The organism is Catellatospora coxensis, from assembly GCF_016862635.1.
Taxonomy (GTDB): domain Bacteria; phylum Actinomycetota; class Actinomycetes; order Mycobacteriales; family Micromonosporaceae; genus Catellatospora; species Catellatospora coxensis.
Window position 1 is genome coordinate 122,284 of the sequence record NZ_BONI01000001.1, and the last position, 22,842, is coordinate 145,125.

Consider the following 22,842-nt stretch of genomic DNA (forward strand, 5'->3'; position numbering starts at 1 on the left):
CCCCACCTCGCCTGGTTCTGAGTCGCTTATGGCACAAATGCATCGCGAACCGGTTCGCCACGAAGGTATGGTCGCGCCCGGTCCGAAAAAAGAATGCGGTTGCGAGTGGAGGGTACGGGGTGGGCTTCGTCACCGCCACTGCGGATCGGCTCACAATCCGAAACTTCACCGAGACGGCAGGGCTCTTCCGGACATTAGGTGCATCCGGCTTCCGGCGATTCTCCACATACCGCCAGGCGACCGCAGCGGCCACCGCCACCAACACCGTGTTCGGCTTCCTGCGCACCTACGTCATGCTGGCGGTGGCCGGCTCCGCGGCGGCGCTCGGCGGGCAGGCGGCCGGCTACGACGCCCCGCAGCTGATCACCTACGTCTGGGTCGGGCAGGGCCTGATCGGCGTGGTGGGGATGTGGGGCTGGACCGAGCTGGCCGACCGCATCCGCTCCGGCGACGTGGTCACCGACCTGCTGCGCCCGGTCCACCCCGTGCTCGGCTACCTGCTGCCGGACCTCGGCCGAGCGGCGTACGCCCTGCTCACAAGGTTTGTCGTGCCGATCGTGGTGGGCGCGCTCGCGTTCGACATGTACCTGCCGCGGCGGCCCGCGACCTACCCGCTGTTCGCGGTGTCGGTGCTGCTCGCGGTGCTGGTCTGCTTCGCCGGCCGGTTCCTGGCCAACGCGGCCGGCTACTGGCTGCTGGACACGCGCGGCGTGCTGATGGGCTGGGCGCTGTGCGCCGGGGTGCTCGGCGGCCTGTACTTCCCGATCCGCTTCCTGCCCGAGTGGGCGGCGACGGCCCTCTACCTGGGCACCCCGTTCCCGTCCCTGCTGCAGGTTCCGCTGGACGTGCTGGTCGAGCGCGATCCGCCGATCGGGCAACTGGGCCTGCTGGGCCTGCAGGCGCTGTGGGCCGGGGTGCTGTTCACGGCCTGCGTCGTCGTGCAGCGGCGGGCCGAGCGGCGGCTGGTCGTGCAGGGTGGCTGAGCCCGCGGCCGCGTCGACCGCGGCGATCTACCGGCGGCTGGTCGCCGCGCAGGTGCGCTCGCAGCTGTCGTACCGGGTGAGTTTCGTCCTCGACCTGGTCTCCAACGTGGTCTTCCTCGGCGCCGACCTGCTCACGGTGCTGGTGGTGTTCCACCGGGTGCCGGTGCTGGCCGGGTTCTCACTGGCCGACACGCTGCTGGTGTTCGGGCTGGCGTCGCTGGGCTTCTCGCTGGCCGAGCTGATCGTCGGCAGCATCGACCACATGCAGCGCCACGTGCGCACCGGGCTGCTCGACGCGGTGCTGATCCGCCCGCTGGGCGTGCTGTGGCAGCTGCTGGTGCTCGACGTGGGCCTGCGGCGGGTCGGCCGGGTGTGCTCCGGGCTGGTCCTGCTCGCGATCGCGGTGCGCCTCGCGGAGGTGGCGGTCACGCCGGCCAACCTGCTGCTCCTGGTGATCACGCCGGTGGTCGGGGCGGTCTTCTTCGGCGCCGTCTTCGTGGCCACCGCCACCGTGGCGTTCTGGTGGGTGGACTCGGGTGAGCTGAGCGCCGCGCTGACCCACGGCGGGCGCGACTTCACCTCTTACCCGATGACGGTCTTCGGCGGCTGGTTCCGCCGGCTGTTCGCCTTCGGGCTGGGCTTCGGCTTCATCGCGTACTACCCGGCGCTGATCCTGCTGGACCGCCCCGACCCGCTGGGCGCGCCGGCCTGGCTGGGCTGGTGCGGCCCGCTGCTGGCGGCCGCCGCCGCGACCCTGGCCGGGCTGATCTGGCGCACCGGCGTGCGCCACTACCGCAGCACCGGCTCATGAACACCGACGGGAGGCACGGCGGCGTGAACGTGATCGAGGCCCACGGGCTGCGCAAGGACTTCACCGTACGGGTACGCAAGGGCCTGCTGCGCCGGGAACGCCGCGACGTCGCCGCGGTCGACGGCGTCGACCTGGCCGTCCAGCGTGGCGAGCTGCTCGGCTACCTCGGCCCGAACGGCGCGGGCAAGTCCACGACGCTGAAGATGCTCACCGGTGTGCTGCACCCCTCCGGCGGGCGCGTGTCGGTGTGCGGGCTGACCCCGGTGCCGCAGCGCATCCTGCTGGCCCGGCGCATCGGCGTGGTGTTCGGGCAGCGCTCGCAGCTGTGGTGGGACCTGCCGCTGCGCGACTCGTACGAGCTGCTGCGCCACATCTACCGGGTGCCCGCCGCCGAGCACGCCGCCCGCCTGCGCCGTTGCCGCGACCTGCTGGAACTGGACCCGTTCCTGGACACCCCGGTGCGCCAGCTCTCGCTGGGCCAGCGCATGCGTGGCGAGCTGACCGCCGCCCTGCTGCACGGCCCCGAGGTGCTGTTCCTCGACGAGCCGACGATCGGCCTGGACGTGGTCAGCAAGCAGGCCGTCCGCGGCTTCCTCGCCGAACTCGGCCAGACCGGCGACACCACGATCGTGCTGACCACCCACGACCTCGCCGACATCGAACGGCTGTGCCGCCGCATCGTGGTGATCGACCACGGCCGCGTGGTGCACGACGGCGGCATCGACGCCCTGCACGCCCGCTACGGCTCGCAGCGCCGCGTCACCGTCGACTTCGACACCGCGCCCGCGGCCCTGCCCGACCTCCCCGGCGTACACCTCGAAGCCACCACCGGCCCCCGCCTCACCTTCACCCTCGACAACTCCGCCTCCGTCGGCACCCTCATCTCCACCCTCACCACCCTCGGCAGCCTCCGCGACCTCTCCGTGACCGAACCCGAGATCGAAGAAGTCATCGCCCGCCTCTACCGCTCCGAAGGAAGGGCACCTTCACCACGCTTTCCGTAGAGGAAGGGCACCTTATTAACGCGCGGTCGACTGTGCCGCTGGTGACAGCCGGTTCCGGGGGCGGATCTTGTGCGGGTAGACTCGGCGGCGCACAGGGCCGCAAGGGGCACGCTGGTTGGGTGGGACGGCGCGCATCAACCGCGCTGTACCCGGAGCAACCCACATGCCCGCCCGTGCCTCCTACCGTGACCTCGTCCGCATCACCGGACCCTGGTTCCTCGTCCTCTCCTTCCTCGCCCGGCTGCCCGCCGCCATGGGCCCGCTCGGCGTGATCACCCTCGTCGTCGCCGCCACCGGCAGCTACGGCACCGCGGGCCTGGCCACCGCCGCGTTCGGCATCGGCGCGGCGCTCGGCGGCCCCGTCACCGGCACCCTCGCCGACCGCTTCGGCCAGCGCGCCGTCGGCATCGCCACCGCGATCGTCGACGCCGCCGCGTACGCCGCCCTCGTGCTCGCCGTCACCGGCGGCCTGTCCGCCGCGGTGCTGCCGCTGGCCGCGCTCGCCGGGTTCGCCATGCCGCAGGTCGGGCCGCTGGTCCGGGTGCGCTGGGCGGTGCTGCTCGGCGACCGCGGGCAGCAGCGGCGACTGCCCACCGCGATGGCGTACGAGGGAGCCGCCGACGAGGCCTCCTTCCTGGCCGGCCCGGCGCTGGTCGGCATCCTCGCGCTGTCCGGCTGGGCCGGCGCGCCGCTGCTCGTCGGATCCGTGCTGACCGTGCTGGCGGCGGTGCCGTTCGCACTGCACCGCACCGTGCCGCCCGTGCTGCGGGCACCCCGCGCCGACGCGCCGGCCGGTCCGGCTGCCGCCGAGGACGCGGGGCGGATGCCGTTCTCGCGGGTGGCGGTGCTGGTCGCGGCCATGTCCGTGATCGGGATCGTGTTCGGGGCGACCCAGACCGGCGTGACCGCGTTCGCCGACTCGATCGGGTCGGCGGGCTCGGCGGGGCTGATCTACGCCGTGCTGGGCGTCGGCAGTGCCGTCGCCGGGCTGGCCGTGGCCTGGCTGCCGGAGTCGCTCGGCCCGGTCAGCCGGTACGTCTGGTCTGCCGCCGCGCTCGTCGGGGGCAGCGCGACGCTGCTGCTCGCCCACTCCACGCTCAGCGCGCTGGGCACGGTCGTCGTGCTCGGCGTCACCGCCGCGCCGTACCTGATCTCGGGGTACGCCCTGGCCGGTCGGCTGTGCCCGCCGCGCCGCGCCGGCATGGTGATGACCCTGCTGGCCAGTGGCGTGGTCGCGGGGGTATCGCTGGGGGCGGCCGCCGCCGGGCGGCTCGCCGACGCGTACGGCTACCGCGGCGCGTTCACCGTGCCGCTCGCCGCCGCGGTGCTGGGGCTGGCGCTCGCCGCGCTGGTCGCGCCGGGCCTGCGTCGCGCGGTGCACGCCGCGGACCGCGCCGACGCCGCGACCACCCCGCACCCGGCGACCCGCCCCACCGCCCTCACCTCGGCCTGAGTCCCGCGTCGCCCGCCCGCTCGGCGTGCTGGTTGGCGCGGTCCTGGCCTGGCGCAAGGCTCCGTTCGTCGTGGTCGTGGTGGCGGCCGCCGGGACCGCGGCCCTGCTCAGGCTCGCCGGCCTGCCCTGACCTGGCCTGACCGGGCAGGTCAGAGCCAGCCTTGGGCGCGGGCGGTTTGGACGGCCTCCATGCGGTTGCGGGTGCCGGTCTTGCCGATGGCGGCGGACAGGTAGTTGCGTACGGTGCTCTCGGACAGGTGCAGGCGGGTGGCGAGGTCGGCGATGGTCGCGCCGTCGGCGGCGCTGGCCAGCACCTCGCGTTCGCGTTCGGTGAGCGGGTTGGGGCCGGCGGCCAGTGCCGCGGCCGCCAGGGCCGGGTCGATGACGGTGTGCCCGGCGAGCACCCGCCGGATCGCCTCGGCCAGTTCCTCGACCGGCCCGTCCTTCACCAGGAAGCCGCGCGCCCCGGCGTCCATGGCCCGGCGCAGGTAACCCGGCCGGCCGAAGGTGGTCAGGATGAGCACCTTGCACGCGGGTGCGGCGGTGCGCAGCTGCGCGGCGGCGTCCAGGCCGGACAGGCCGGGCATCTCGATGTCGAGCAGCGCCACGTCGGGCGTCGCCGCGGCGGCGGCCACCACGACCTCGTCGCCCCGGCCGACCTGGGCCACCACCTCGATGTCGGGCTCCAGGCCGAGCAGCAGCGCGAGCGCGCCGCGCATCATGCCCTGGTCCTCGGCGAGCAGCACCCGGATCATCCGCGCTCCTCGGTGTGCGGCACGCTGTGCTCGGGCGGCCTCCGGCGGGCGGGCAGGCGGGTCACGCGTGGCCTCCGGCGGGCGCGGTGGCGCGCAGCACGAAACCGCCGCCGGACAGGTCCACGGTCGACAGCGAGCCACCGACCAGCGCCAGCCGCTCGGCCAGCCCGCGCAGCCCGTTGCCGGGCGTGGCGTCGGCGGGGATGCCGCGGCCGTCGTCGCGTACTTCGAGCTGCCAGTGGTCGGTGCGGCTGAGCGCGATCACGCACGAGCCGGCGCCGCTGTGCCGGATGACGTTGGTGGCGGCCTCGCGGACCGCCCAGGCGAAGGCGTCGTCGACGGCGGCGGGCAGCGCCTCGGCGGTGGTCCGGACGGTGGGCTCGATGCCCGCGTCGGTCAGCGCGGCCCCGGCCGTGGCCAGCTCGGCGGCGAAGGCGCGGGCACGGTATCCGCTCACCGCCTGGCGCACCTCGGCCAGCGCGGTACGACCGATCTGCTCGATCTCGGCGGCCTCCCGGGCGGCGGCGGACGCGTCGCGCCCGGCGGTGCGGCGTACCACCTCGGCTTTGACGACGATCAGGGACAGGCTGTGGCCGAGCAGGTCGTGCAGGTCGCGGGCGAAACGTAGGCGCTCGCCCTCCACGGCGGCGCGGGCCAGCTCCTCGCGGGTCGCGCTCAGCTCGCGGATGAGGCGCATCATGCGGCGTACCACCATGATCAGCGCGCCCGCCATCACGGTGTTGAAGACCGACTCGGCGATCTCCTTGGCCGGCTCGGAGTGCAGCAGGCCCAGGCCGATCTGCACGGCGACCATCGCGGCGAGCCACAGGTACGCCGCCGGGAGGCTGTACAGCGCGACCCCGGCCGCGGCCAGGTAGAGCACCAGTCCCACCCAGCCGCCGGGCTGACCGCCGAACGCCGCGCCCAGCGCCACGCCGACGACCGTGACCAGCCCGAGCAGCGCCTGGTTGCGCAGGCTCGGCCGGGCCCCCGAGCTGAACCCCTGGACCACCACGAACAGGTAGACCCCGACGAACACGGCCAGGCCCAGCCCGGCCACCACGGGGGCGGACACGTCGCCGGCCAGTACCGCGTGCGCGGTCGGGGCCAGCGGCCACAGCCACAGCGCGGCGAACAGCGCGCCCCGGCGCTGCCCGCGGCGCCGCGCCGCCGCGGAGGCGGCCGAGCCGGGCGGGTGCGACGAGGTCGCGCCCGCCCGGCTCAGGCCGTCCAGGAAGGGCGGTGTCACCGCGTCGCCGCCGAGCGCCGGTAGGCCCACGCCGCCAGCCCGCCGAAGATCACGGCCCAGGCGGCCAGGATGGCGACGCCGCCGAGCGGCGGGGCCTGCCCGCCCGCCACCGACCAGCCGAGCTCGGCGAAGCGGTTGCTGGGCAGCCAGGTGGCGATCGACGCGAGCACGTGCGGCATCACCGCGACCGGCACGAACAGCCCGCCGAGGAACGCCAGCCCGAACACGCCCAGCATGCTCACCGGCTGGGTCAGCTGCGGCGGCAGGGTGAAGCCCAGGGCCAGGCCGAACGCGGCGAAGGGCAGGCTGCCCAGCCACATGAGCACGACCAGCGCGGCCCACTGCCCGGCGCTGAACGACACCCCGTGCGCGAACGCGGCGACCAGGCCGACCGAGGCCACTGGCGGGATCGCCAGCAACGAGGCCAGCAGCGCCTTCACGGCGACCACCTGCGTCGGGGCGAGCGGCGTGATGCGCAACTGGCGCAGCCAGCCGGAGGCGCGCTCCTGGGACACCGCGATGCCGACGGACAAGGCGCCGACCAGCGCGCCGTACGCGGCCATGCTGACCATCAGGTATGCGGCGACGTCCACCCCGCCGACCTGGCCGGCGTCGCCGGAGCTGCCGCTGCTGATCGTGTAGATCAGCACCGGCAGCACCACGGTGAAGATCGCCATACGCGGCTCGCGGATCAGGCGGCGCAGTTCGAAGACGAGATAGGCGCGCACGGTCACTCCTTGCCGGGGGAAGCGGTGAGGGTAAGGAAGGCCTCTTCCAGGCCGGCGCCGGTGATCTCCAGGTTGCGCCAGGAGTGGCCGTCGGCGAGCAGGGCGCGCACGGTGCGGTCGGAGTCGTCGCAGCGCAGCAGGGCCCGCTCGCCGCGGGTCTCGGCCTCGACGACACCGGGCAGCCGCCGCAGCACGTCGAGGTCGGTTCCGGCACGGTCGAAGCTGACCGTACGCCCGCCGGTGAGCTGCCTGATGTCTGCTCCGCTGCCGTCGGCGACGACCCGGCCCCGGGCGATCACGATCACCCGGTCGGCGAAGTCGTCGGCCTCTTCGAGGTAGTGCGTCGCGAACAGCACGGTGCGGCCGGTGGCGGCGTAGCGGCGCATGGCCGCCCAGAACGCCTGGCGGCTCTCCACGTCCAGCGCGGCGGTCGGCTCGTCGAGCACGAGCAGTTCGGGGTTGCCGGCCAGGGCGAACGCGAAGCGCACCCGCTGCGTCTGGCCCCCGGAGAGCTTGTCGAGGCGGCGTCCCGCCAGCTCGGCGAGGTCGGCGGTGGCCAGGATCTCCGCGGTGGGCAGCGGGTCGCGGTACAGCGCGCGGGCGAGTTCGACCAGCTCGCGGACCGTGGCGTTGGCGGCGAAGCCCGACTCCTGGAGCATCGCGCCGACCTTGCCCGCCCGCACCGCCTCGGTGGGGCTGCTGCCGAACACGCGTACCGTGCCGGCCGTCGGCTCCAGCAGGCCGAGCAGCATGTTGATGGTGGTGGACTTGCCCGCTCCGTTGGGGCCGAGCAGCGCCACCGTCTGGCCGCGGGCGATGGACAGGTCGATGCCGTCCACCGCCCTCACGGGGCCGTAGTTCTTCGCGACCGCTTGCAGCCGCACCGCTTCCGTCATGCGTCCGACGCTAGGCGGAGCCGGGACGGCCGGGCAGATCCGGCGATCCCGACTCCGGCAGGACAGATGTCCTAGGCCTTGGTGGGGACGACCGGGTCGCCGATCTTGACCTGCGGGTTCGGCATCCGCATGCGGCGGAACGTGATGGCGCGCATCACCGCGTACAGGTAGAGCGAGCCCATCCGCTGGGTGGTCTTGGGGTAGTTCTCCTTGACCAGCTTCTTGATCTTCCGGCAGATGAAGATGCTGTCCACGATCACGGCCAGCGCCAGCAGCAGCCAGATCACGTTCGCGGCCAGCGCGATGCGCGGGTCGCGGACCTGGATCAGGAAGAAGATCAGGAAAGCGCCGCCGAAGAACCAGGTGCCGACGGTACGCCGGGAGTCGACGTAGTCGCGCACCAGCCGCCGCTCGGGTCCCTTGTCCCGGGGCAGCAGGTAGCGCTCGTCGCCCGCCTTCATGCCGGCCATGGACTCGGCCCGGTCGGCGCGCATCTTCTCGCGCTGGCGCTTCATCGCCTCGCGGCGGTTCGCCGGCGGCGGCTCGGCCTTGCGGCGCTGAGCCTCGGTGCGCTTCGGCGTCGCCTTGCCCTTGGCGGGCGTGTACGAGCGCGAGGCGCGCACGATCTCCGTGACCTCGGGCTCGTCGGCCGGGGTCGCAGCGGAAACGTCGGTGGTCTTGCGGGAGAACAACGGCACGCAGCAAGGGTAGCCGACCCGCGGCCGCAGCCGACGGCCACCGCGTGGCGACCTGTGACGAACAGCTCCCGCCGCAGCCTCCGCCCGCGCGGCGCGGCGCCGAGCACCCGCGCCTTGAGATGACGTTGGCCTATCTCATCGAGTTTTTGTAGATCAAACTCGATGAGATAGGCCAACGTCTATGAAAAACGGGGTGCTCGTGTGGCGGGTGGTGCGGGTGGTGTCAGCGGGAGACGGTTGCGCCGAGGCCGGCGAGCTTGGCCTCGAAGTCCTCGTAGCCGCGGTTGATCAGGTCGACGCCGTGCACCCGGGAGGTGCCCTCGGCGGCCAGCGCCGCGATGAGGTGGCTGAAGCCCGCCCGCAGGTCCGGGATGACCAGGTCGGTGGCGTGCAGCTTGGCCGGGCCGGCGATGACGGCGCTGTGCCGGAAGCCCATCCGGCCGAACCGGCACGGGGTGCCGCCGAGGCAGTCCTGGAACACCTGGATGTGCGCGCCCATCTGGTTCAGGGCGCTGGTGTAGCCGAAGCGCTTCTCGTACACCGTCTCGTGCACCACGGACAGGCCGTTGGCCTGGGTCAGCGCCACGACCAGCGGCTGCTGCCAGTCGGTCATGAAACCGGGGTGCACGTCGGTCTCCAGCGCGACGGGGCGCAGGTCGCCGCCGGGGTGCCAGAAGCGGATGCCGCCGTCGACCGGGTTGTCGTCGATCTCGAACTCGCCGCCGATGGAGCGGAAGACGTTGAGGTACGTCGTCATGTCGGCCTGGCGGGCGCCCTTGACGGTGATGTCGCCCCGGGTGGCCAGCGCGGCCGAGGCCCAGCTGGCGGCCTCGATGCGGTCCGGGATGGGCCGGTGCGAGAACCCGCCCAGGCGCGGCACGCCCTCGATCTCGATCACGCGGTTGGTGTGCACCTTGATGATCGCGCCCATCTTCTGCAGGATGCAGATCAGGTCGATGATCTCGGGCTCGACCGCGGCGTTGCTCAGCTCGGTGACGCCCTCGGCGCGTACGGCGGTGAGCAGGATCTGCTCGGTCGCGCCGACCGACGGGTAGTTCAGCTCGTACTTGATGCCCTTCAGGCCGTCCGGGGCGGACAGGTGCAGGCCTTCCGGGGTCTTGTCGACGACCGCGCCGAAGCGCCGCAGCGCCTCCAGGTGGTAGTCGATCGGGCGCGGGCCGATGTGGCAGCCGCCCAGGTCCGGGATGAACGCGTGGCCGAGCCGGTGCAGCAGCGGGCCGCACAGCAGGATCGGGATCCGGCTGGAGCCGGCGTGCACGTTGATCTCGTCGATGCCGGCGCGCTCGACGTTGGACGGGTCGAAGCGCAGTTCGCCGTCGAGGTCGCCGTTGGTCACCTTGACGCCGTGCAGTTCCAGGAGACCGCGCACGATCTCCACGTCGCGGATGCGCGGGACGTCGAACATCCGGCTCGGGCTCTCGCCCAGCACGGTCGCGACCATGGCTTTGGAGACCAGATTCTTGGCCCCGCGGACCCGCACCTCGCCCTTGAGCGGGCTACCTCCGCTGACGATGAGCACGTCGTCCGACAAGGCGACCTCCTGGGTGTGGCGCGAGTTAATTGCAAACCCCGGCAGCATAGCGCTGCGTGATGTGTGACGGAACACGGGAAGCTTAAATGAGTACGAGCACCGCGATTCGGACGCGGTGCTCGTACTCAGAGTAACCAGTTGCCTACGGCAGTGCCAGCATCTGGTCCAGCGCCACCCGAGCGTGGTGCGCGGTGTCGGGATCGACCGTGATCTGGTTGGGCACCCGCCCCGCGACCAGCTCCTCCAGCGCCCAGACGAGGTGTGGCAGGTCGATGCGGTTCATCGTGGAGCAGTAGCAGACCGTCTTCTCCAGGAACATGACCTGCTTGTCCGGGTGCGCGGCGGCCAGCCGCCGGACCAGGTTCAGCTCGGTGCCCACGGCCCACGCGGAGCCGGGCTCGGCCGCCTCCAGCTTCTTGATGATGTACTCCGTCGAGCCCACGTGGTCGGCCGCGGTCACCACGTCGTGCCGGCACTCCGGGTGCACCAGGATGTTCACGCCCGGCACCTGCTCGCGCATGGCCTGCACGTTCTCCAGGGTGAACCGGCCGTGCACCGAGCAGTGCCCGCGCCACAGGATCATCTTGGCGTCGCGCAGCTGCTGGTCGGTCAGGCCGCCGTTGGGCTTGTGCGGGTCGTAGAGCACGCAGTCGTCGAGCGAGTAGCCCATCTCCAGCACCGCGGTGTTGCGCCCCAGGTGCTGGTCCGGCAGGAACAGCACCTTCTCGCCCTGGGCGTACGCCCAGTCGAGCGCGCGCTTGGCGTTGGAGGAGGTGCAGACCACGCCGCCGTTGCGGCCGACGAAGCCCTTGATGTCGGCGGAGGAGTTCATGTAGGTGACGGGCACCACGGAATCGGAGATACCGAGGTCGCTCAGCAGGTCCCAGCACTGCTCGACCTGCTCCAGCACGGCCATGTCGGCCATGGAGCAGCCCGCGGCCAGGTCCGGCAGGACCACGCGCTGGGTCTCGGAGGTGAGGATGTCGGCCGACTCGGCCATGAAGTGCACGCCGCAGAACACGATGAACTCGGCGTCGGGCCGCGCGGCGGCCTCACGGGCCAGCTTGAACGAGTCGCCGGTCACGTCGGCGAACTGGATGACCTCGTCGCGCTGGTAGTGGTGGCCGAGGACGAAGACCCGGTCACCGAGCGCGGCCTTGGCGGCGGCGGCACGCTCGACCAGCCCGGGGTCGCTGGGCGCGGGCAGGTCGCCCGGACAGTCGACGCCGCGTTCCGAGTTCGAGTCCTTGCCGCGGCCGAGCAGCAGCAGTACGGGAGCAGTCACGCCCCCCATCGTCGCACCAACCCGGCACAGCAGGCTCGCCCCGGCGGCTGTGGCCTGCCCCACGGCGGCGCTGCCACTCACCGGGGGCCGCGGCTCGGCGGCAGCGCGCCCGGTCGTCGGCGGCCAGACGTGGGACGCGGTCACGCCGGTCGTCTGCGCGGCGGGGGCGGGTCACTATCGTGCAGCCCATGCGAGTGCTGATCTGTCCCGACAAGTTCGCCGGCACGCTCACCGCGGTGGAGGCGGCGCAGGCCGTCGCCGAGGGCTGGCGGGAGGCTGCCGCGGCGGACGAGCTGATCTGCCGCCCCATCGCCGACGGCGGCCCCGGCTTCGTCGAGGTGCTGCACGCCTCGATCGGGGGCGAGCTGGTCGAGGTCGACACGACCGACCCGCTGGGCCGCGCGGTCCTCGGCGCGGTGCTGCTCGCCGGGGACGAGGCGGGCACAGCGTACGTGGAGAGCGCCCAGGCCTGCGGCCTGCACCTGGTCGAGCCGGGGGAGCGGGACCCGAGAATCACCTCCTCGTACGGCCTCGGCGCGCTGATCGAGGCGGCCGTCGCGCACGGCGCCCTGCGCGTGGTGATCGGGCTCGGCGGCTCGGCCACCAACGACGGCGGCGCGGGCCTGCTCGCCGCCCTCGGCGCGGTCGGCCTCGACGCGGCCGGCGAGCCGCTGGCCCCCGGCGGCGCGGCCCTCACCACCTGCGCGTCCCTCGCGCTGGCGAGCACCGTCGCGGGCCGCACGCCCGCCCCCGGCAGCGCCGACGCGACCGGCTCAGGCGGCGGAGGGGCCCCCGCGGGGGCCGGTCTGCTCCCCGCCGGAGTCGAGCTGATCGCCGCGACCGACGTCGACAACCCGCTGACCGGCCTGCACGGCGCGTCCGCGGTGTACGGCCCGCAGAAGGGGGCCACCCCGCAGGATGTGACGCTGCTCGACGCCGCCCTGGCCAACTGGGCCGCGGTGCTCGAACGGGAGCTGCCCGGCTGCCCGGCGAAGCTGGCCGAGCTGCCCGGCGGCGGCGCGGCGGGCGGGCTCGGCGCGGCGATCCTGGCCCTGGGCGGCACGGTCGCCTCCGGCATCGACCTGGTCCGCGAGCTGACCGGCCTGGACGAGGTGCTGGAGAACGTCGACCTGGTGATCACGGGCGAGGGCTCGTTCGACCACCAGTCGCTGCGCGGCAAGGCGATCTCCGGCCTGGCCGGCGCGGCCCGCGACCTCGGCATCCCGTGCGTGGTGCTGGCGGGCCGCGTCACCACCGGCCGCCGCGAGCAGGGCGCGGCCGGCGTCACCGAGGCCCACGCCCTGGTCGACCACTTCGGCAGCGTCGACCTCGCCCTCGCCGAACCCGCCCGCGGCCTCCGCGAACTGTCAGCTCGCCTGGCCCACCAGTGGTCCCGCTGACCCCAAGCAAAGGAAGGGCACCTTCCCATCGCTATGCGTAGAGGAAGGTGCCCTTCTTAACGCCGTACCGGCGATGATCGCTGCCCTGATGTCGAAATCTGCGGTCAGGCTGCACTTTCTGACACCAGATAGCGATCATCCTCGCGCGCCACCCGGTGGGCGGCGTGGCGGCCCGGTCGCCGACCCAGCACGGCGGCGAGCAGGCCGAGCAGCGAGATCGCGGTGACCACGGCGATGGCGGTCGGGAACGTGTCCGGCAGGCGGCCCGGCACGATGGGCCCGCCGCCGACCACCGCCGACGTGACGGCCAGCGCGACCGCCCCGCCGACCTGGAACGAGCTCTGCACCAGCCCGGAGGCCAGCCCCTGCTCGTCGTCGGCGACGCCGTTGGTCGCCTGCACGTTCAGCGCGGAGAAGCTCAGCGCGAAACCCAGCCCGAGCAGCAGCGCGGTCGGCAGGATCACGGTGAGGAACGCCGGCTCCGGCCCGGCCCGCAGGAACAGGGCGTACGCGGCGACGAACGCGACCATGCCGAGCGCGATCAGCCGCCGGGTGCCGTACCGCGTGATCAGCCTGCCGACCACCGGCCCGGAGCTCGCCACGATGATCCCGGCGGGCAGCAGCGACAGCGCCATCTGCAGCGGCGACCAGCCCAGCACGTTCTGCAGGTACAGCGCGACGATGAACTGGAAGCTCAGGTAGCCGCCGGACACCGCCATCGCGGTGAGGTCGGCCCGGACCAGGCTGCGGTTGGCGAAGACGCCCAGGCGCACCAGCGGGTGGGCGACGGTGCGCTCGGCGATCACGAACGCGGCGGCCAGCGCCACGACCAGGGCCAGCGAGCCGAGGGTACGCAGCGAGGTCCAGCCCGCCTCGGGCGCGTTGACGACCGTGAACACGAGCAGCAGCAGCGCGCCGGTGGAGGTGGCCGCGCCGAGCACGTCGTACCCGCCGGGGTTGCGGGCGCCGTCGCGCGGGATCAGCCGCAGGCCCGCGATCAGGGCGAGCACCGCCAGCGGCGCGGGCAGCAGGAAGGTGACACGCCAGTCGATCTCGGTGAGCAGCCCGCCCAGGATCAGGCCGGAGGAGAAGCCGCTGGCCCCGAACACGGTGTAGATGCCCAGCGCCCGGTTGCGCACCGGCCCCTCGCGGAAGGTCGTGGTCAGGATGGACAGGCCCGCCGGCGCGGTGAACGCCGCGGCCAGGCCCTTGACGAACCGGGTCGCGATGAGCAGCGTGCCGTCCTCGACCAGGCCGCCGAGCACGGACGCGCCCGCGAACACGGCCAGGGCGACGAGCAGCACCCGGCGGCGGCCGAGCAGGTCGGCGGTGCGCCCGCCGAGCAGGAGCAGGCCGCCGTAGCCGAGCACGTAGCCGCTGACGATCCACTGCAGCGTCGCGGTGGACAGACCCAGGTCGGACTGGATGGCGGGCAGGGTCACGCCGACCATCGAGACGTCGAGGCCGTCGAGGAAGAGCACCGCGCACAGCACCAGCAGCGTGCCCCACAGCCGCGGGGTCCAGCGCTGGTCCGCGGCGGCCGGAGAGGTGTCGGGGGCAGGTGGCGACAGCGTCGCGGTGGAGGACATGGTCGGTACGTTAGTTGCACGTGCATTGAATGCGCAAGCATAAAATGCGTTCACACTTACTGCGCCTGCATGTTAAGCTCCGCACATGCCCGACGAGGTGGCCGTGCAGGCATGGCGAGAGTTGTCCCGGCAGTACGCGACGCTCTCCTGCGCCCTGGAGAGCGCGCTGCAGGAACAGCACCAGCTCGGCATGAGCGAGTTCGAGGTGCTCGACCGGCTGGTCGGCGCGCAGGACTGCACCGGGCTGCGCATGCAGGAACTCGGCGAGCAGATCCACCTCAGCCAGAGCGCGCTGTCGCGCACCGTCGCCCGCCTGGAGAAGGACGGCCTGGTGGAGCGGCAGCTCTGCACCTCCGACCGGCGCGGGGTGTTCGTGCACCCCACCGACGCCGGCCGGGAACGGCACGCCGCGGCGCGGCCCACCCACCGCGCCGTCATCAACACCACACTGGGCGAGTAGCCCGTGAGGCGCTCTGGGGAATCAAACCGGGGCGCGCTAGCGTTACCTCGAAGGATTATCAGCACTTCACGCTTGGGGAGCACCACGTGACGACGCCCGACATCTCGACGCCCGACAGCAAGACGGACGCCACCGGCATCAACCTCACCGAGGTCGCGGCCGGCAAGGTCAAGGCTCTGCTGGAGCAGGAGGGTCGCGACGACCTCCGGCTGCGGGTCGCGGTTCAGCCCGGTGGCTGCTCCGGCCTGCGCTACCAGCTCTTCTTCGACGAGCGTGAGCTCGACGGCGACATCGTCAAGGAGTTCGGCGGCGTCGAGGTCGTCGTCGACCGGATGAGCGCGCCCTACCTGGCCGGCGCCACCGTCGACTTCGCCGACCGCATCGACGCGCAGGGTTTCACCATCGACAACCCGAACGCCGGCGGCTCCTGCGCCTGCGGCGATTCGTTCCACTGACACGAAGCGCCGGTGGAACCCGGCAAGCACGATCACTGATCGTCTGAGCTTCACCGCCGCCCGCTGTGGGCGACGACACAAGCGGCACTCCGGCCACGCTGGAGTGCCGCTGTCGTATGTGCGTCAACCGGTACGCTTTCCGCGCCCATCTTTCGCCGACCTGAAGGTCAACCATGAAGATCTGCGTTACCGGATCGATCGCCACGGATCACCTGATGCACTTCCCGGGCCGCTTCGCGGACCAGCTCATCGCCGACCAGCTGGACAAGGTCTCGCTGTCGTTCCTGGTCGACGACCTCGTGATCCGGCGCGGCGGCGTCGCGGCGAACATGGCCTTCGGCATGGCCAAGCTGGGCCTGCGCCCGGCCCTGGTCGGCGCGGTCGGCGCGGACTTCGCCGACTACCGCTCCTGGCTGGAGCGCAACGGCGTCGACTGTGACTCTGTGCACGTCAGTGAGGTGGCGCACACCGCCCGCTTCGTCTGCACCACCGACGAGGACCTGTGCCAGGTCGCCTCGTTCTACGCCGGCGCCATGAGCGAGGCCCGCAACATCGAGCTGTCCCCGGTGCACCAGCGCCTCGACGGCCTCGACCTGGTCATCGTCGGCGCGAACGACCCGGTGGCGATGGTGCGCCACTCGCAGGAGTGCCGCGACCGGGGGTACCCGTTCGCCGCCGACCCCTCGCAGCAGCTGGCCCGGATGAGCGGCGAGGACGTGCTGCAGCTCATCGACGGGGCGGAGTACCTGCTCACCAACGAGTACGAGAACTCGCTGCTGGAGCAGAAGACCGGCCTGACCTCGGACGAGGTGCTGGAGCGGGTCAAGGTGCGGGTCACCACACTGGGCAAGAACGGCGTCCGGATCACCGGCCGCGACTTCGCGCCGATCCACGTGCCGGTCGCCCGCGAGATCCAGGTGTACGACCCGACCGGTGTCGGCGACGGCTTCCGGGCCGGCTTCTTCGCCGCGCTGTCCTGGGGCCTGGGCCTGGAACGGGCCGCGCAGGTCGGCGCGCTGCTGGCCACGCTGGTCCTGGAGACGGTCGGCACCCAGGAGTACGACGTCGAGCCGGACAACTTCCTCAAGCGCCTGGCCGAGTCCTACGGCGACTCCGTCGCCGCAGACATCCGCCCCCACCTGAACTGACCTGCCCGGCGCCACGCGCCCGGTTTTTCATAGACGATGGCCTATCACATCGAAAATCCGGCACCCGGATTCGATGTGATAGGCCATCGTCGATTTCAAACGCGCGGCGGCGCGGCGGGGCCGCGGTGCGGGGTCGTCAGCTGAGGCGACGCACGTCGAAGGCGGGGGAGCCGTCGACGGAGACCGCGCCGACGTACTGCTGAGCGCGCATGCGGCACCACGCGGGGATGTCCACGGCGGCGGCCGGGTCGTCGGCGAGCACGCGCACCACCGCGCCGACCGGCGCCGACGGCAGGCGCTTCGCGAGGGCGATCACCGGCAGGGGGCAGCGCTGCCCCAAGCAGTCCAGTACGTCGACCGGGGTGTCCGGGTTCACATGCCCACCTCCGCCCGCAACGACGCGACGATGCCGGGCAGCTCGGCGAGGAAGCGTTCCACCTGGTCGGCGGTGGTGTCGCGGTGCAGTGACAGCCGGATGTTGCCATGGGTCAGCACTCCCATCGCGGCGAGCACGTGGCTCGGCCGCAACGTGGAGGACGTGCATGCCGAACCGGAGGAGACCGCGAAGCCGCGCCGGTCGAGGGCGGTGAGCAGCGCCTCGCCGTCGACGTACAGGCAGGAGAAGGTCACGATGTGCGGCAGCCGGTCGGCCGGGTCGCCCACGATCTCGACGTCGGGCACGGTCGCCGCGACGGTGGCGCGTACGTGGTCGACCAGGGCGGACAGGCGTTTTGTTTCCTGCGCCGCGGTCTGGTGCACGGCGTGCAGCGACGCGGCCGCGGCGAGGATCGCGGGCAGGTCGGGCGCGCCGGGGAAGCGGCCGGACTCCCGGTCGTCGGCGGGGTAGGGCGACACCCAGCGGGTGCCTTTGCGCACCACCAGCAGACCGACCCCGGGCGGGCCGCCCCATTTGCGGGCCGAGCCGGTCAGCAGCGACCAGCCCTCCGGTACGGGCGTCCGGCCCAGTGACTGCGCGGCGTCGACGTACAGCGGCACGCCGGCCGAGCGGCACGCGGCCGCCGCCGCGGCGACCGGCTGCACCGTGCCGACCTCGTGACTCGCGCTGATCAGTGCGGCGAGCGCCACACCGGGTGCGGTGACGGCCCGGGTCCACGCGTCCAGGTCGACGCGGCCGAGCAGGTCGACGGGCACCTCGGCCTCCGCGCCGCCGTCGCGTGCGTGCCGCTCGCCGGCGTGCAGCACGGCCGAGTGCTCGATCGCCGAGCGGACCAGGGTCGCGCCGGCGCGGCGGCGGCCGGCCAGTCCACCCAGGACGGCGGCGTGCGCCGCGGTGCTGCCGCTGCTGGTGAAGCTCAGTTCGTCCGGGCGTACGCCCAGGACCTGCGCGATCGTGGCGCGCGCCGCGTCGAGCAGCATGCGCGCCCGGCGGGCCTGGGTGTAGAGCTTGCCCGGGTCGGCCCAGCCGTCGTCGAGCGCGCCGAGCAGCGCCTCGCGGGCGGCCGGGTGCAGCGGTGCCGCGGTCGCCGCATCGAAATACGCGCCGCGCACGTCTTCGCCCTGATCGATTGGTCCGGCCTGCCGGGGATCTCCCACCCCTCGACGGTATCGTGATCTAGCGGTGACGGCAGTCGTCGCCGTCACCGATTCCCGCGGACACGCCGGATCACCGGGCCGACCCCAGGCCCGGCCGGGGCCCCGGGGTGAAGTACTCTGCGACCGTCGGTCACGCCCCTCACCGGTGCGTCCGAAGGTGGCGCTGCTAAGGGAGGCAGGAGCAGGTGGTCGCAACACGAGCCCGCAGGCGAGCCGTCGGCTTGAGCGCGATGTCGGTCATCACGGTGACCCTGCTCGCGGGGTGCAACGTCGGCGCGGCGTTCGATGGATTCGGCTGGCCCCAGGGCGGCATCACCCAGCAGTCCGAGCGGATGTACGACCTCTGGGTCGGTTCGGTCGTCGCGGCGCTCGCGGTGGGCGTCTTCGTGTGGGGTCTGATCTTCTGGTGCGTGGCGGCCTACCGCCGCAAGCGCGGTGACGCCGACCTGCCCACGCAGACGCGGTTCAACCTGCCGATCGAGATCCTGTACACGGTGCTGCCGTTCCTGGTGATCGCGGTGCTGTTCTACTACACCGCCGTCGTGCAGACCGACGTGAACAAGCTGACCAAGAACCCGGACGCCACCGTCGAGGTCGTCGCGTTCAAGTGGAACTGGCAGTTCAACTACCTCTCCAACCCCGGCCTCGACGCCGAGAAGGTGGAGAGCACGCCCGGCGACAGCAACTACATCCCGGTCGTGGTCGTGCCGGTCGGCAAGACGGTGCGCTTCGTCGAGCACAGCAACGACGTCATCCACTCGTTCTGGGTGCCGGAGCTGCTGTTCAAGCGCGACGTGTTCCCGGGCAACGTGATCAACGAGTTCGAAGTGAACATCACTCAGGTGGGCAGCTACGTCGGCCGGTGCGCCGAGCTGTGCGGCACCTACCACTCGATGATGAACTTCGAGCTGCGCGCCGTGACGCCGGAGAAGTACGCGCAGTTCGTGGCGGCACTGAAGGCGGGCAAGAGCACTCCCGAGGCGCTGACGGCGATCGGTGAGACGCCCTACGCCACGACGACGACTCCGTTCCCGACCCTGCGCACCGCGAACTGAGGCTGGAGACATGAAGACCGAATACCGCATCTTCGTCGGCGTCGCGCTGTTCCTCATCGTCGCCGCGGTGGTGTACGGCTGGTGGACCGACCTGTCCATGGGCGGGATCGAGTGGATCGGCACCACCGCGCTGGCGCTGTCGTTCCTGCTCTGCCTGATGTGCGGCGGCTACTTCTGGTTCGTGTCGCGCCGCATCGACCCGCGCCCCGAGGACCGGCTCGACGCCGAGATCGCCGACGGCGCCGGCGAGCTGGGCTTCTTCAGCCCGGGCAGCTACTGGCCGTTCGGCATCGCGACGTCGGCCCTGATCGCGTCGCTCGGCCTGGTGTTCTGGATGTGGTGGCTGATCGCGCTCGGCATCGTGTGCGTGCTGCTGTCCACCTCGGCGATGCTGTTCGAGTACTACACCGGCACCCGCCGCACCGCGGAGCACTGATCCTCCGCACCGAAAGCAAATGAAACCGGCCCCCTCCACTGCGGAGGGGGCCGGTTTCATTGTCGTGTGTCGGCCGCTACTCGGCGTACTTCGCGGCCGCCGCGGTGCTGATCCAGCGCTCCAACGCCGCCGCCGCCGCGCCGGAGTCGATGGCCTCGGCGGCGCGGCGCATGTTGGCGTGCAGCGCGTCGGTCAGCTCCTCGACCAGCGTGTCCGGGTCGGCGGGTCCCACACTCCGGATCGCCCAGTCGTGGGCGGTCAGGCCGGCGGCGGTGTTGACCAGCACGGCGTCGCGCACCGGGCCGGTCTCCCCGCCGAGCAGGCGGCGCACGACGTCGGCGTTGAGCGACACGTCACCGCCGCGCAGGTCCCCGGGCGCGGAACGGGCCACGCCGAGATCCGCGGCGTCGATCGTGAGTGGGGTGACGCGCCCGCCACGAGCCACCCAGACGCGCGTGGGGGCGGCGGTGGTGAACTCGTCCAGGCCGTCCTCGCCGCACAGCACCAGGGCCGTGTCACCGCGATCGGCGAACACCTGCGCCATGACGCCGGCCATCCGGACGTCGGCGCAGCCGATCGCGCCCGCGCGGGGCCGGGCGGGGTTGGTCAGCGGGCCGAGGAAGTTGAACGCGGTGGGCACGCCCAGCTCGCGGCGTACCCCGCCGGCGTGGCGCAGGCCCTGGTGGAACGTCGCGGCGAAGCAGAACGTGATGCCCGCCTCCTCGGCGACCGCGGCCACCTGCTCCGGGCTGAGGTCCAGCGGGATGCCGAGGAACTCCAGCACGTCCGCGGTGCCGCAGGAGGAGGAGGCCGCCCGGTTGCCGTGCTTGACCACGCGCGCGCCCGCGCCGGCGGCCACGATCGCCGACATCGTCGAGATGTTGACGGTGTGCGCCTGGTCGCCGCCGGTGCCGACCACGTCCAGGGTGGCCGTGCGCTGCTCGTCGGTCTGTGGCAGCGGGGCCGCGTTGGCCAGCATCGTGGCGACCAGGCCGGACACCTCGCCGGCCGTCTCGCCCTTGGCCCGCAGCAGCAGCGCGAACCCGGCGATCTGCGCCGGTGTCGCCACGCCCGACATGATCTCGCCCATGGCCCAGGCCGTGTCGTCCGGCGTGAGCTCCTCGCGGCGCAGCAGCGCGCCGAGCAGGTGGGGCCAGGTGTTCCGGTCGCCCATCGGGCCTCCAGGGGTGAAGGGCGTGGCGCGCGGTGCTCGGGTCAGGCGGCCACGGACTCGTCGTGCAGCAGGTTGGAGATGACCTTCGCGGTCTCGATCGGGTCGAGCGGGTGCACCAGCGTCGCGTCGACGCGGGCGTACGCCGCCAGCCAGCGGTCGGCCGAGCGGGCGATGACGACACAGCAGGGCGGGCACTCGTCGATCTCGTCCTTGAGCTGACGCGCCACGCCCAGGCCACCGCCCGGGGTCGCCTCGCCGTCCAGCACCAGCAGATCGATCTCGTAGTCGTCCACCAGCTTGACGCACTCGCCGTAGGTGGACGCCTCGACGAACTCGACCTCCAGGTCGGGTGCCGGGTGCTCGCCGATGGCCAGCCGCATCCGGTCGCGGACCTGCGGGTCGTCGCTGTAGAGCAGGACGGTCTTGGTACTCATGCGCTCATCCTAAGCGGTGAAGTGATCTCGTGGTCGTGCGGTGCGCCGTCCGCGCCGGCCTGCGCCGTCTCGGCGTCCGCGGCGGCTCGGGCGGCCTCCTCGCGGTCGAGCTGGCGGTCGATGCGGGCGGCCTCCTGGCGGGACTGTTTGATCCACTGGACGACGAGCACCGCGAGCATGGTGACCGAGACCAGCTCACCGCCGGCCCAGAGCACGCCGCCGGCGGTCACCTGGTCGGCCCAGGGGTCCATCCAGGACAGGCCGAGCGAGGGATACCAGTCGCCGCCGAGGAGGGTCTTCTGCTGCATGATGGTGAGCCCGAGCACGGTGTGAAACGGGACACTCAGCAGCATCAGCAGCGCGCGGGCCGGATACGGCCAGCGTCCCGGCAGCGGGTCGCGGCCCAGCAGGGGCCAGAAGAACAGGCAGCCGGTGGCGATGAAGTGCGCGTGCATGACCTCGTGCAGCCACTCGTGGCGCAGGGTCTGCTCGTACAGGCTGGTGAAATACAGCGCGAACGGGTTCGCCACGAAGATGCCGAACGCGACCAGCGGGTTCGCCAGCACGGCGGCGGCCTTGCTGTGCAGCACCGCCAGCAGCGTGCGCCGGTAGCGGGCGGGCAGCGTGCGCAGGGCCAGCGTGACCGGCGCGCCCAGGGCCAGGAAGATCGGCGCGACCATGGACAGCGCCATGTGCTGCAGCATGTGCACCGACAGCAGGGTGGTGTCGTATCCGCCGATGCCGCTCACCGTGACCAGGGCCAGCGTGCCCAGGCCGGGCCCGAGGAAGGCGATGGTGCGCCCCACCGGCCACTTGTCGCCGCGCATCCGCAGCCGGTGCGTGCCGTAGAGATAAAGCGCACCCGCCAGCAGCAGACCGACCGCGAGCCACGAGTCGAGCCGGGCGCCGGTCACCAGTGTCGCCACGGTGAACGGGGGAGTCTCGGCGTTCATGGTCGCAACGTTCGAGGTCAACGCGATGAAATGATCGACAGGCGGCACCACCCGAGGCTAGACCGTGCTTGTCGCGGGCGGTCCGGCGGGTCACGACACGCCGCCAACCAGGCACCCCGACGCTCGCCGATGCAGGTAGGGGGCAATAATGACCGCGTGACTGCCGCCTCAGCCATCGACAAGAGCAGGATCCACTCCCTGACCAGGCCCAACATGGTCAGCGTCGGGACGATCGTGTGGCTCTCCAGCGAACTCATGTTCTTCGCGGCGCTTTTCGCGATGTTCTTCGCGATCCGCGCCGCGGACTACGACCAGTGGATCCAGCACTCCCACGTGCTCAATCTCCCGTACGCCGTGTTCTTCACGACGATCCTGGTGCTGTCTTCCATCACCTGCCAGATCGGCGTGCTGCGCGCGGAGCGGGGTGACGTGTACGGGCTGCGGCTCTGGTTCACCATCACGTTCCTGATGGGCCTGACGTTCGTGCTCGGCCAGGTGAACGAGTACCGCGTGCTCGTCAGCGAGGGCATCAAGATCAACGCCGACGGGTTCGGCTCGATGTTCTACCTGACCACGGGCTTCCACGGCCTGCACGTGACAGGCGGTCTGATCGCCTTCATCATCTACATGATCCGCACCACCATGGGTCGGTTCACGCCGGCACAGGCGACCTCGGCGATCGTGGTGTCCTACTACTGGCACTTCGTCGACGTGGTCTGGGTCGGCCTCTTCTTCATGATCTACCTGCTGGAGCGGATGTGAGCTCGGCT

The 22,842-nt window shown here is 72.1% G+C and carries 24 protein-coding genes; 11 read left to right on the forward strand and 13 right to left on the reverse strand.

Annotated features, from left to right (window positions below; all coding sequences use genetic code 11):
- Positions 1-119: 119 nt before the first annotated feature.
- The 4 genes from Cco03nite_RS00545 to Cco03nite_RS00560 all read left to right on the forward strand — a co-directional run bounded on the left by Cco03nite_RS00545 (position 120) and on the right by Cco03nite_RS00560 (position 4,251).
- Complete coding sequence (locus tag Cco03nite_RS00545) at positions 120-983, forward strand: ABC transporter permease (protein ID WP_203687884.1); 864 nt, start codon at positions 120-122, stop codon at positions 981-983.
- Entirely contained in the window at positions 976-1,794 is an 819-nt protein-coding gene (locus tag Cco03nite_RS00550; protein WP_239167009.1) for an ABC transporter permease, read from the forward strand. The genes Cco03nite_RS00545 and Cco03nite_RS00550 overlap by 8 nt, the downstream gene beginning before the upstream one ends.
- Positions 1,791-2,798: an ABC transporter ATP-binding protein gene (locus Cco03nite_RS00555; RefSeq protein WP_373314196.1), complete on the forward strand. Its 1,008-nt coding sequence runs from the start codon at positions 1,791-1,793 to the stop codon at positions 2,796-2,798. Before Cco03nite_RS00550 ends, Cco03nite_RS00555 begins: the two co-directional genes overlap by 4 nt.
- A gap of 163 nt (positions 2,799-2,961) precedes the next feature.
- Positions 2,962-4,251: an MFS transporter gene (locus tag Cco03nite_RS00560; protein ID WP_203687885.1), complete on the forward strand. Its 1,290-nt coding sequence runs from the start codon at positions 2,962-2,964 to the stop codon at positions 4,249-4,251.
- Between the two features lie 149 nt (positions 4,252-4,400).
- Here the strand turns inward: Cco03nite_RS00560 and Cco03nite_RS00570 are convergent, their stop codons facing one another.
- From Cco03nite_RS00570 to nadA, 7 genes are all read right to left on the reverse strand, one after another.
- Positions 4,401-5,006 carry a response regulator transcription factor gene (locus Cco03nite_RS00570; RefSeq protein ID WP_203687886.1) on the reverse strand — a complete coding sequence of 202 codons (606 nt, stop codon included), beginning with the start codon at positions 5,004-5,006 and terminating at the stop codon, positions 4,401-4,403.
- Between the two features lie 61 nt (positions 5,007-5,067).
- On the reverse strand, positions 5,068-6,285 hold the full coding sequence (locus Cco03nite_RS00575) for a sensor histidine kinase (protein ID WP_203687887.1): 1,218 nt from the start codon (positions 6,283-6,285) through the stop codon (positions 5,068-5,070).
- Positions 6,252-6,983 carry an ABC transporter permease gene (locus Cco03nite_RS00580; RefSeq protein ID WP_203687888.1) on the reverse strand — a complete coding sequence of 244 codons (732 nt, stop codon included), beginning with the start codon at positions 6,981-6,983 and terminating at the stop codon, positions 6,252-6,254. The genes Cco03nite_RS00575 and Cco03nite_RS00580 overlap by 34 nt, the downstream gene beginning before the upstream one ends.
- A 2-nt stretch (positions 6,984-6,985) precedes the next feature.
- Complete coding sequence (locus Cco03nite_RS00585) at positions 6,986-7,879, reverse strand: ABC transporter ATP-binding protein (RefSeq protein WP_203687889.1); 894 nt, start codon at positions 7,877-7,879, stop codon at positions 6,986-6,988.
- A 71-nt stretch (positions 7,880-7,950) separates the two neighbouring features.
- The gene (locus Cco03nite_RS00590; RefSeq protein ID WP_203687890.1) at positions 7,951-8,577 is read right to left on the reverse strand and encodes a DUF3043 domain-containing protein; all 627 of its coding nucleotides are present in this window, start codon (positions 8,575-8,577) and stop codon (positions 7,951-7,953) included.
- A gap of 223 nt (positions 8,578-8,800) precedes the next feature.
- Complete coding sequence (murA, locus tag Cco03nite_RS00595; RefSeq protein ID WP_308440649.1) at positions 8,801-10,129, reverse strand: UDP-N-acetylglucosamine 1-carboxyvinyltransferase; 1,329 nt, start codon at positions 10,127-10,129, stop codon at positions 8,801-8,803.
- A 142-nt stretch (positions 10,130-10,271) separates the two neighbouring features.
- Entirely contained in the window at positions 10,272-11,423 is a 1,152-nt protein-coding gene (nadA, locus tag Cco03nite_RS00600) for a quinolinate synthase NadA (protein ID WP_203687892.1), read from the reverse strand.
- 179 nt (positions 11,424-11,602) lie between these two features.
- On the opposite strand from nadA, the gene Cco03nite_RS00605 reads away from it, so the two are divergent.
- Complete coding sequence (locus tag Cco03nite_RS00605; protein WP_203687893.1) at positions 11,603-12,814, forward strand: glycerate kinase family protein; 1,212 nt, start codon at positions 11,603-11,605, stop codon at positions 12,812-12,814.
- A gap of 104 nt (positions 12,815-12,918) precedes the next feature.
- Here the strand turns inward: Cco03nite_RS00605 and Cco03nite_RS00610 are convergent, their stop codons facing one another.
- Positions 12,919-14,403, reverse strand: coding sequence for an MFS transporter (locus Cco03nite_RS00610; RefSeq protein WP_203687894.1), 1,485 nt, complete (start codon positions 14,401-14,403; stop codon positions 12,919-12,921).
- Positions 14,404-14,488: 85 nt separating this feature from the next.
- On the opposite strand from Cco03nite_RS00610, the gene Cco03nite_RS00615 reads away from it, so the two are divergent.
- The 3 genes from Cco03nite_RS00615 to Cco03nite_RS00625 all read left to right on the forward strand — a co-directional run bounded on the left by Cco03nite_RS00615 (position 14,489) and on the right by Cco03nite_RS00625 (position 16,466).
- Positions 14,489-14,863 carry a MarR family winged helix-turn-helix transcriptional regulator gene (locus tag Cco03nite_RS00615; protein WP_203687895.1) on the forward strand — a complete coding sequence of 125 codons (375 nt, stop codon included), beginning with the start codon at positions 14,489-14,491 and terminating at the stop codon, positions 14,861-14,863.
- A 101-nt stretch (positions 14,864-14,964) separates the two neighbouring features.
- Positions 14,965-15,318, forward strand: coding sequence for a HesB/IscA family protein (locus Cco03nite_RS00620; RefSeq protein ID WP_203688041.1), 354 nt, complete (start codon positions 14,965-14,967; stop codon positions 15,316-15,318).
- 173 nt (positions 15,319-15,491) lie between these two features.
- Entirely contained in the window at positions 15,492-16,466 is a 975-nt protein-coding gene (locus Cco03nite_RS00625) for a carbohydrate kinase family protein (protein ID WP_203687896.1), read from the forward strand.
- Between the two features lie 136 nt (positions 16,467-16,602).
- Here the strand turns inward: Cco03nite_RS00625 and Cco03nite_RS00630 are convergent, their stop codons facing one another.
- Together Cco03nite_RS00630 and Cco03nite_RS00635 are read right to left on the reverse strand one after the other, a co-directional pair.
- Positions 16,603-16,842 carry a sulfurtransferase TusA family protein gene (locus Cco03nite_RS00630; RefSeq protein ID WP_203687897.1) on the reverse strand — a complete coding sequence of 80 codons (240 nt, stop codon included), beginning with the start codon at positions 16,840-16,842 and terminating at the stop codon, positions 16,603-16,605.
- Positions 16,839-17,975 (reverse strand): cysteine desulfurase family protein, encoded by a 1,137-nt coding sequence (locus Cco03nite_RS00635; protein WP_203687898.1) that lies wholly within the window; start codon positions 17,973-17,975, stop codon positions 16,839-16,841. The genes Cco03nite_RS00630 and Cco03nite_RS00635 overlap by 4 nt, the downstream gene beginning before the upstream one ends.
- Before the next feature lie 275 nt (positions 17,976-18,250).
- On the opposite strand from Cco03nite_RS00635, the gene ctaC reads away from it, so the two are divergent.
- A complete protein-coding gene (gene ctaC, locus Cco03nite_RS00640) occupies positions 18,251-19,075 on the forward strand; it encodes an aa3-type cytochrome oxidase subunit II (protein WP_203688042.1) in 825 nt (274 codons plus the stop codon).
- A 10-nt stretch (positions 19,076-19,085) separates the two neighbouring features.
- The gene (locus Cco03nite_RS00645; protein WP_203687899.1) at positions 19,086-19,511 is read left to right on the forward strand and encodes a cytochrome c oxidase subunit 4; all 426 of its coding nucleotides are present in this window, start codon (positions 19,086-19,088) and stop codon (positions 19,509-19,511) included.
- A gap of 76 nt (positions 19,512-19,587) precedes the next feature.
- Here the strand turns inward: Cco03nite_RS00645 and trpD are convergent, their stop codons facing one another.
- From trpD to Cco03nite_RS00660, 3 genes are read right to left on the reverse strand one after another with little or no spacing between them, the layout of a single operon-like run.
- Positions 19,588-20,685, reverse strand: coding sequence for an anthranilate phosphoribosyltransferase (trpD, locus tag Cco03nite_RS00650; protein WP_203687900.1), 1,098 nt, complete (start codon positions 20,683-20,685; stop codon positions 19,588-19,590).
- A 41-nt stretch (positions 20,686-20,726) separates the two neighbouring features.
- On the reverse strand, positions 20,727-21,119 hold the full coding sequence (locus Cco03nite_RS00655; protein ID WP_203687901.1) for a response regulator: 393 nt from the start codon (positions 21,117-21,119) through the stop codon (positions 20,727-20,729).
- Entirely contained in the window at positions 21,116-22,072 is a 957-nt protein-coding gene (locus Cco03nite_RS00660; RefSeq protein WP_203687902.1) for a cytochrome c oxidase assembly protein, read from the reverse strand. Before Cco03nite_RS00660 ends, Cco03nite_RS00655 begins: the two co-directional genes overlap by 4 nt.
- A 156-nt stretch (positions 22,073-22,228) precedes the next feature.
- Here Cco03nite_RS00660 and ctaE point away from each other — a divergent pair, with 156 nt between their 5' ends.
- Positions 22,229-22,834: an aa3-type cytochrome oxidase subunit III gene (gene ctaE / locus Cco03nite_RS00665; protein ID WP_120316188.1), complete on the forward strand. Its 606-nt coding sequence runs from the start codon at positions 22,229-22,231 to the stop codon at positions 22,832-22,834.
- Positions 22,835-22,842: the final 8 nt, after the last annotated feature.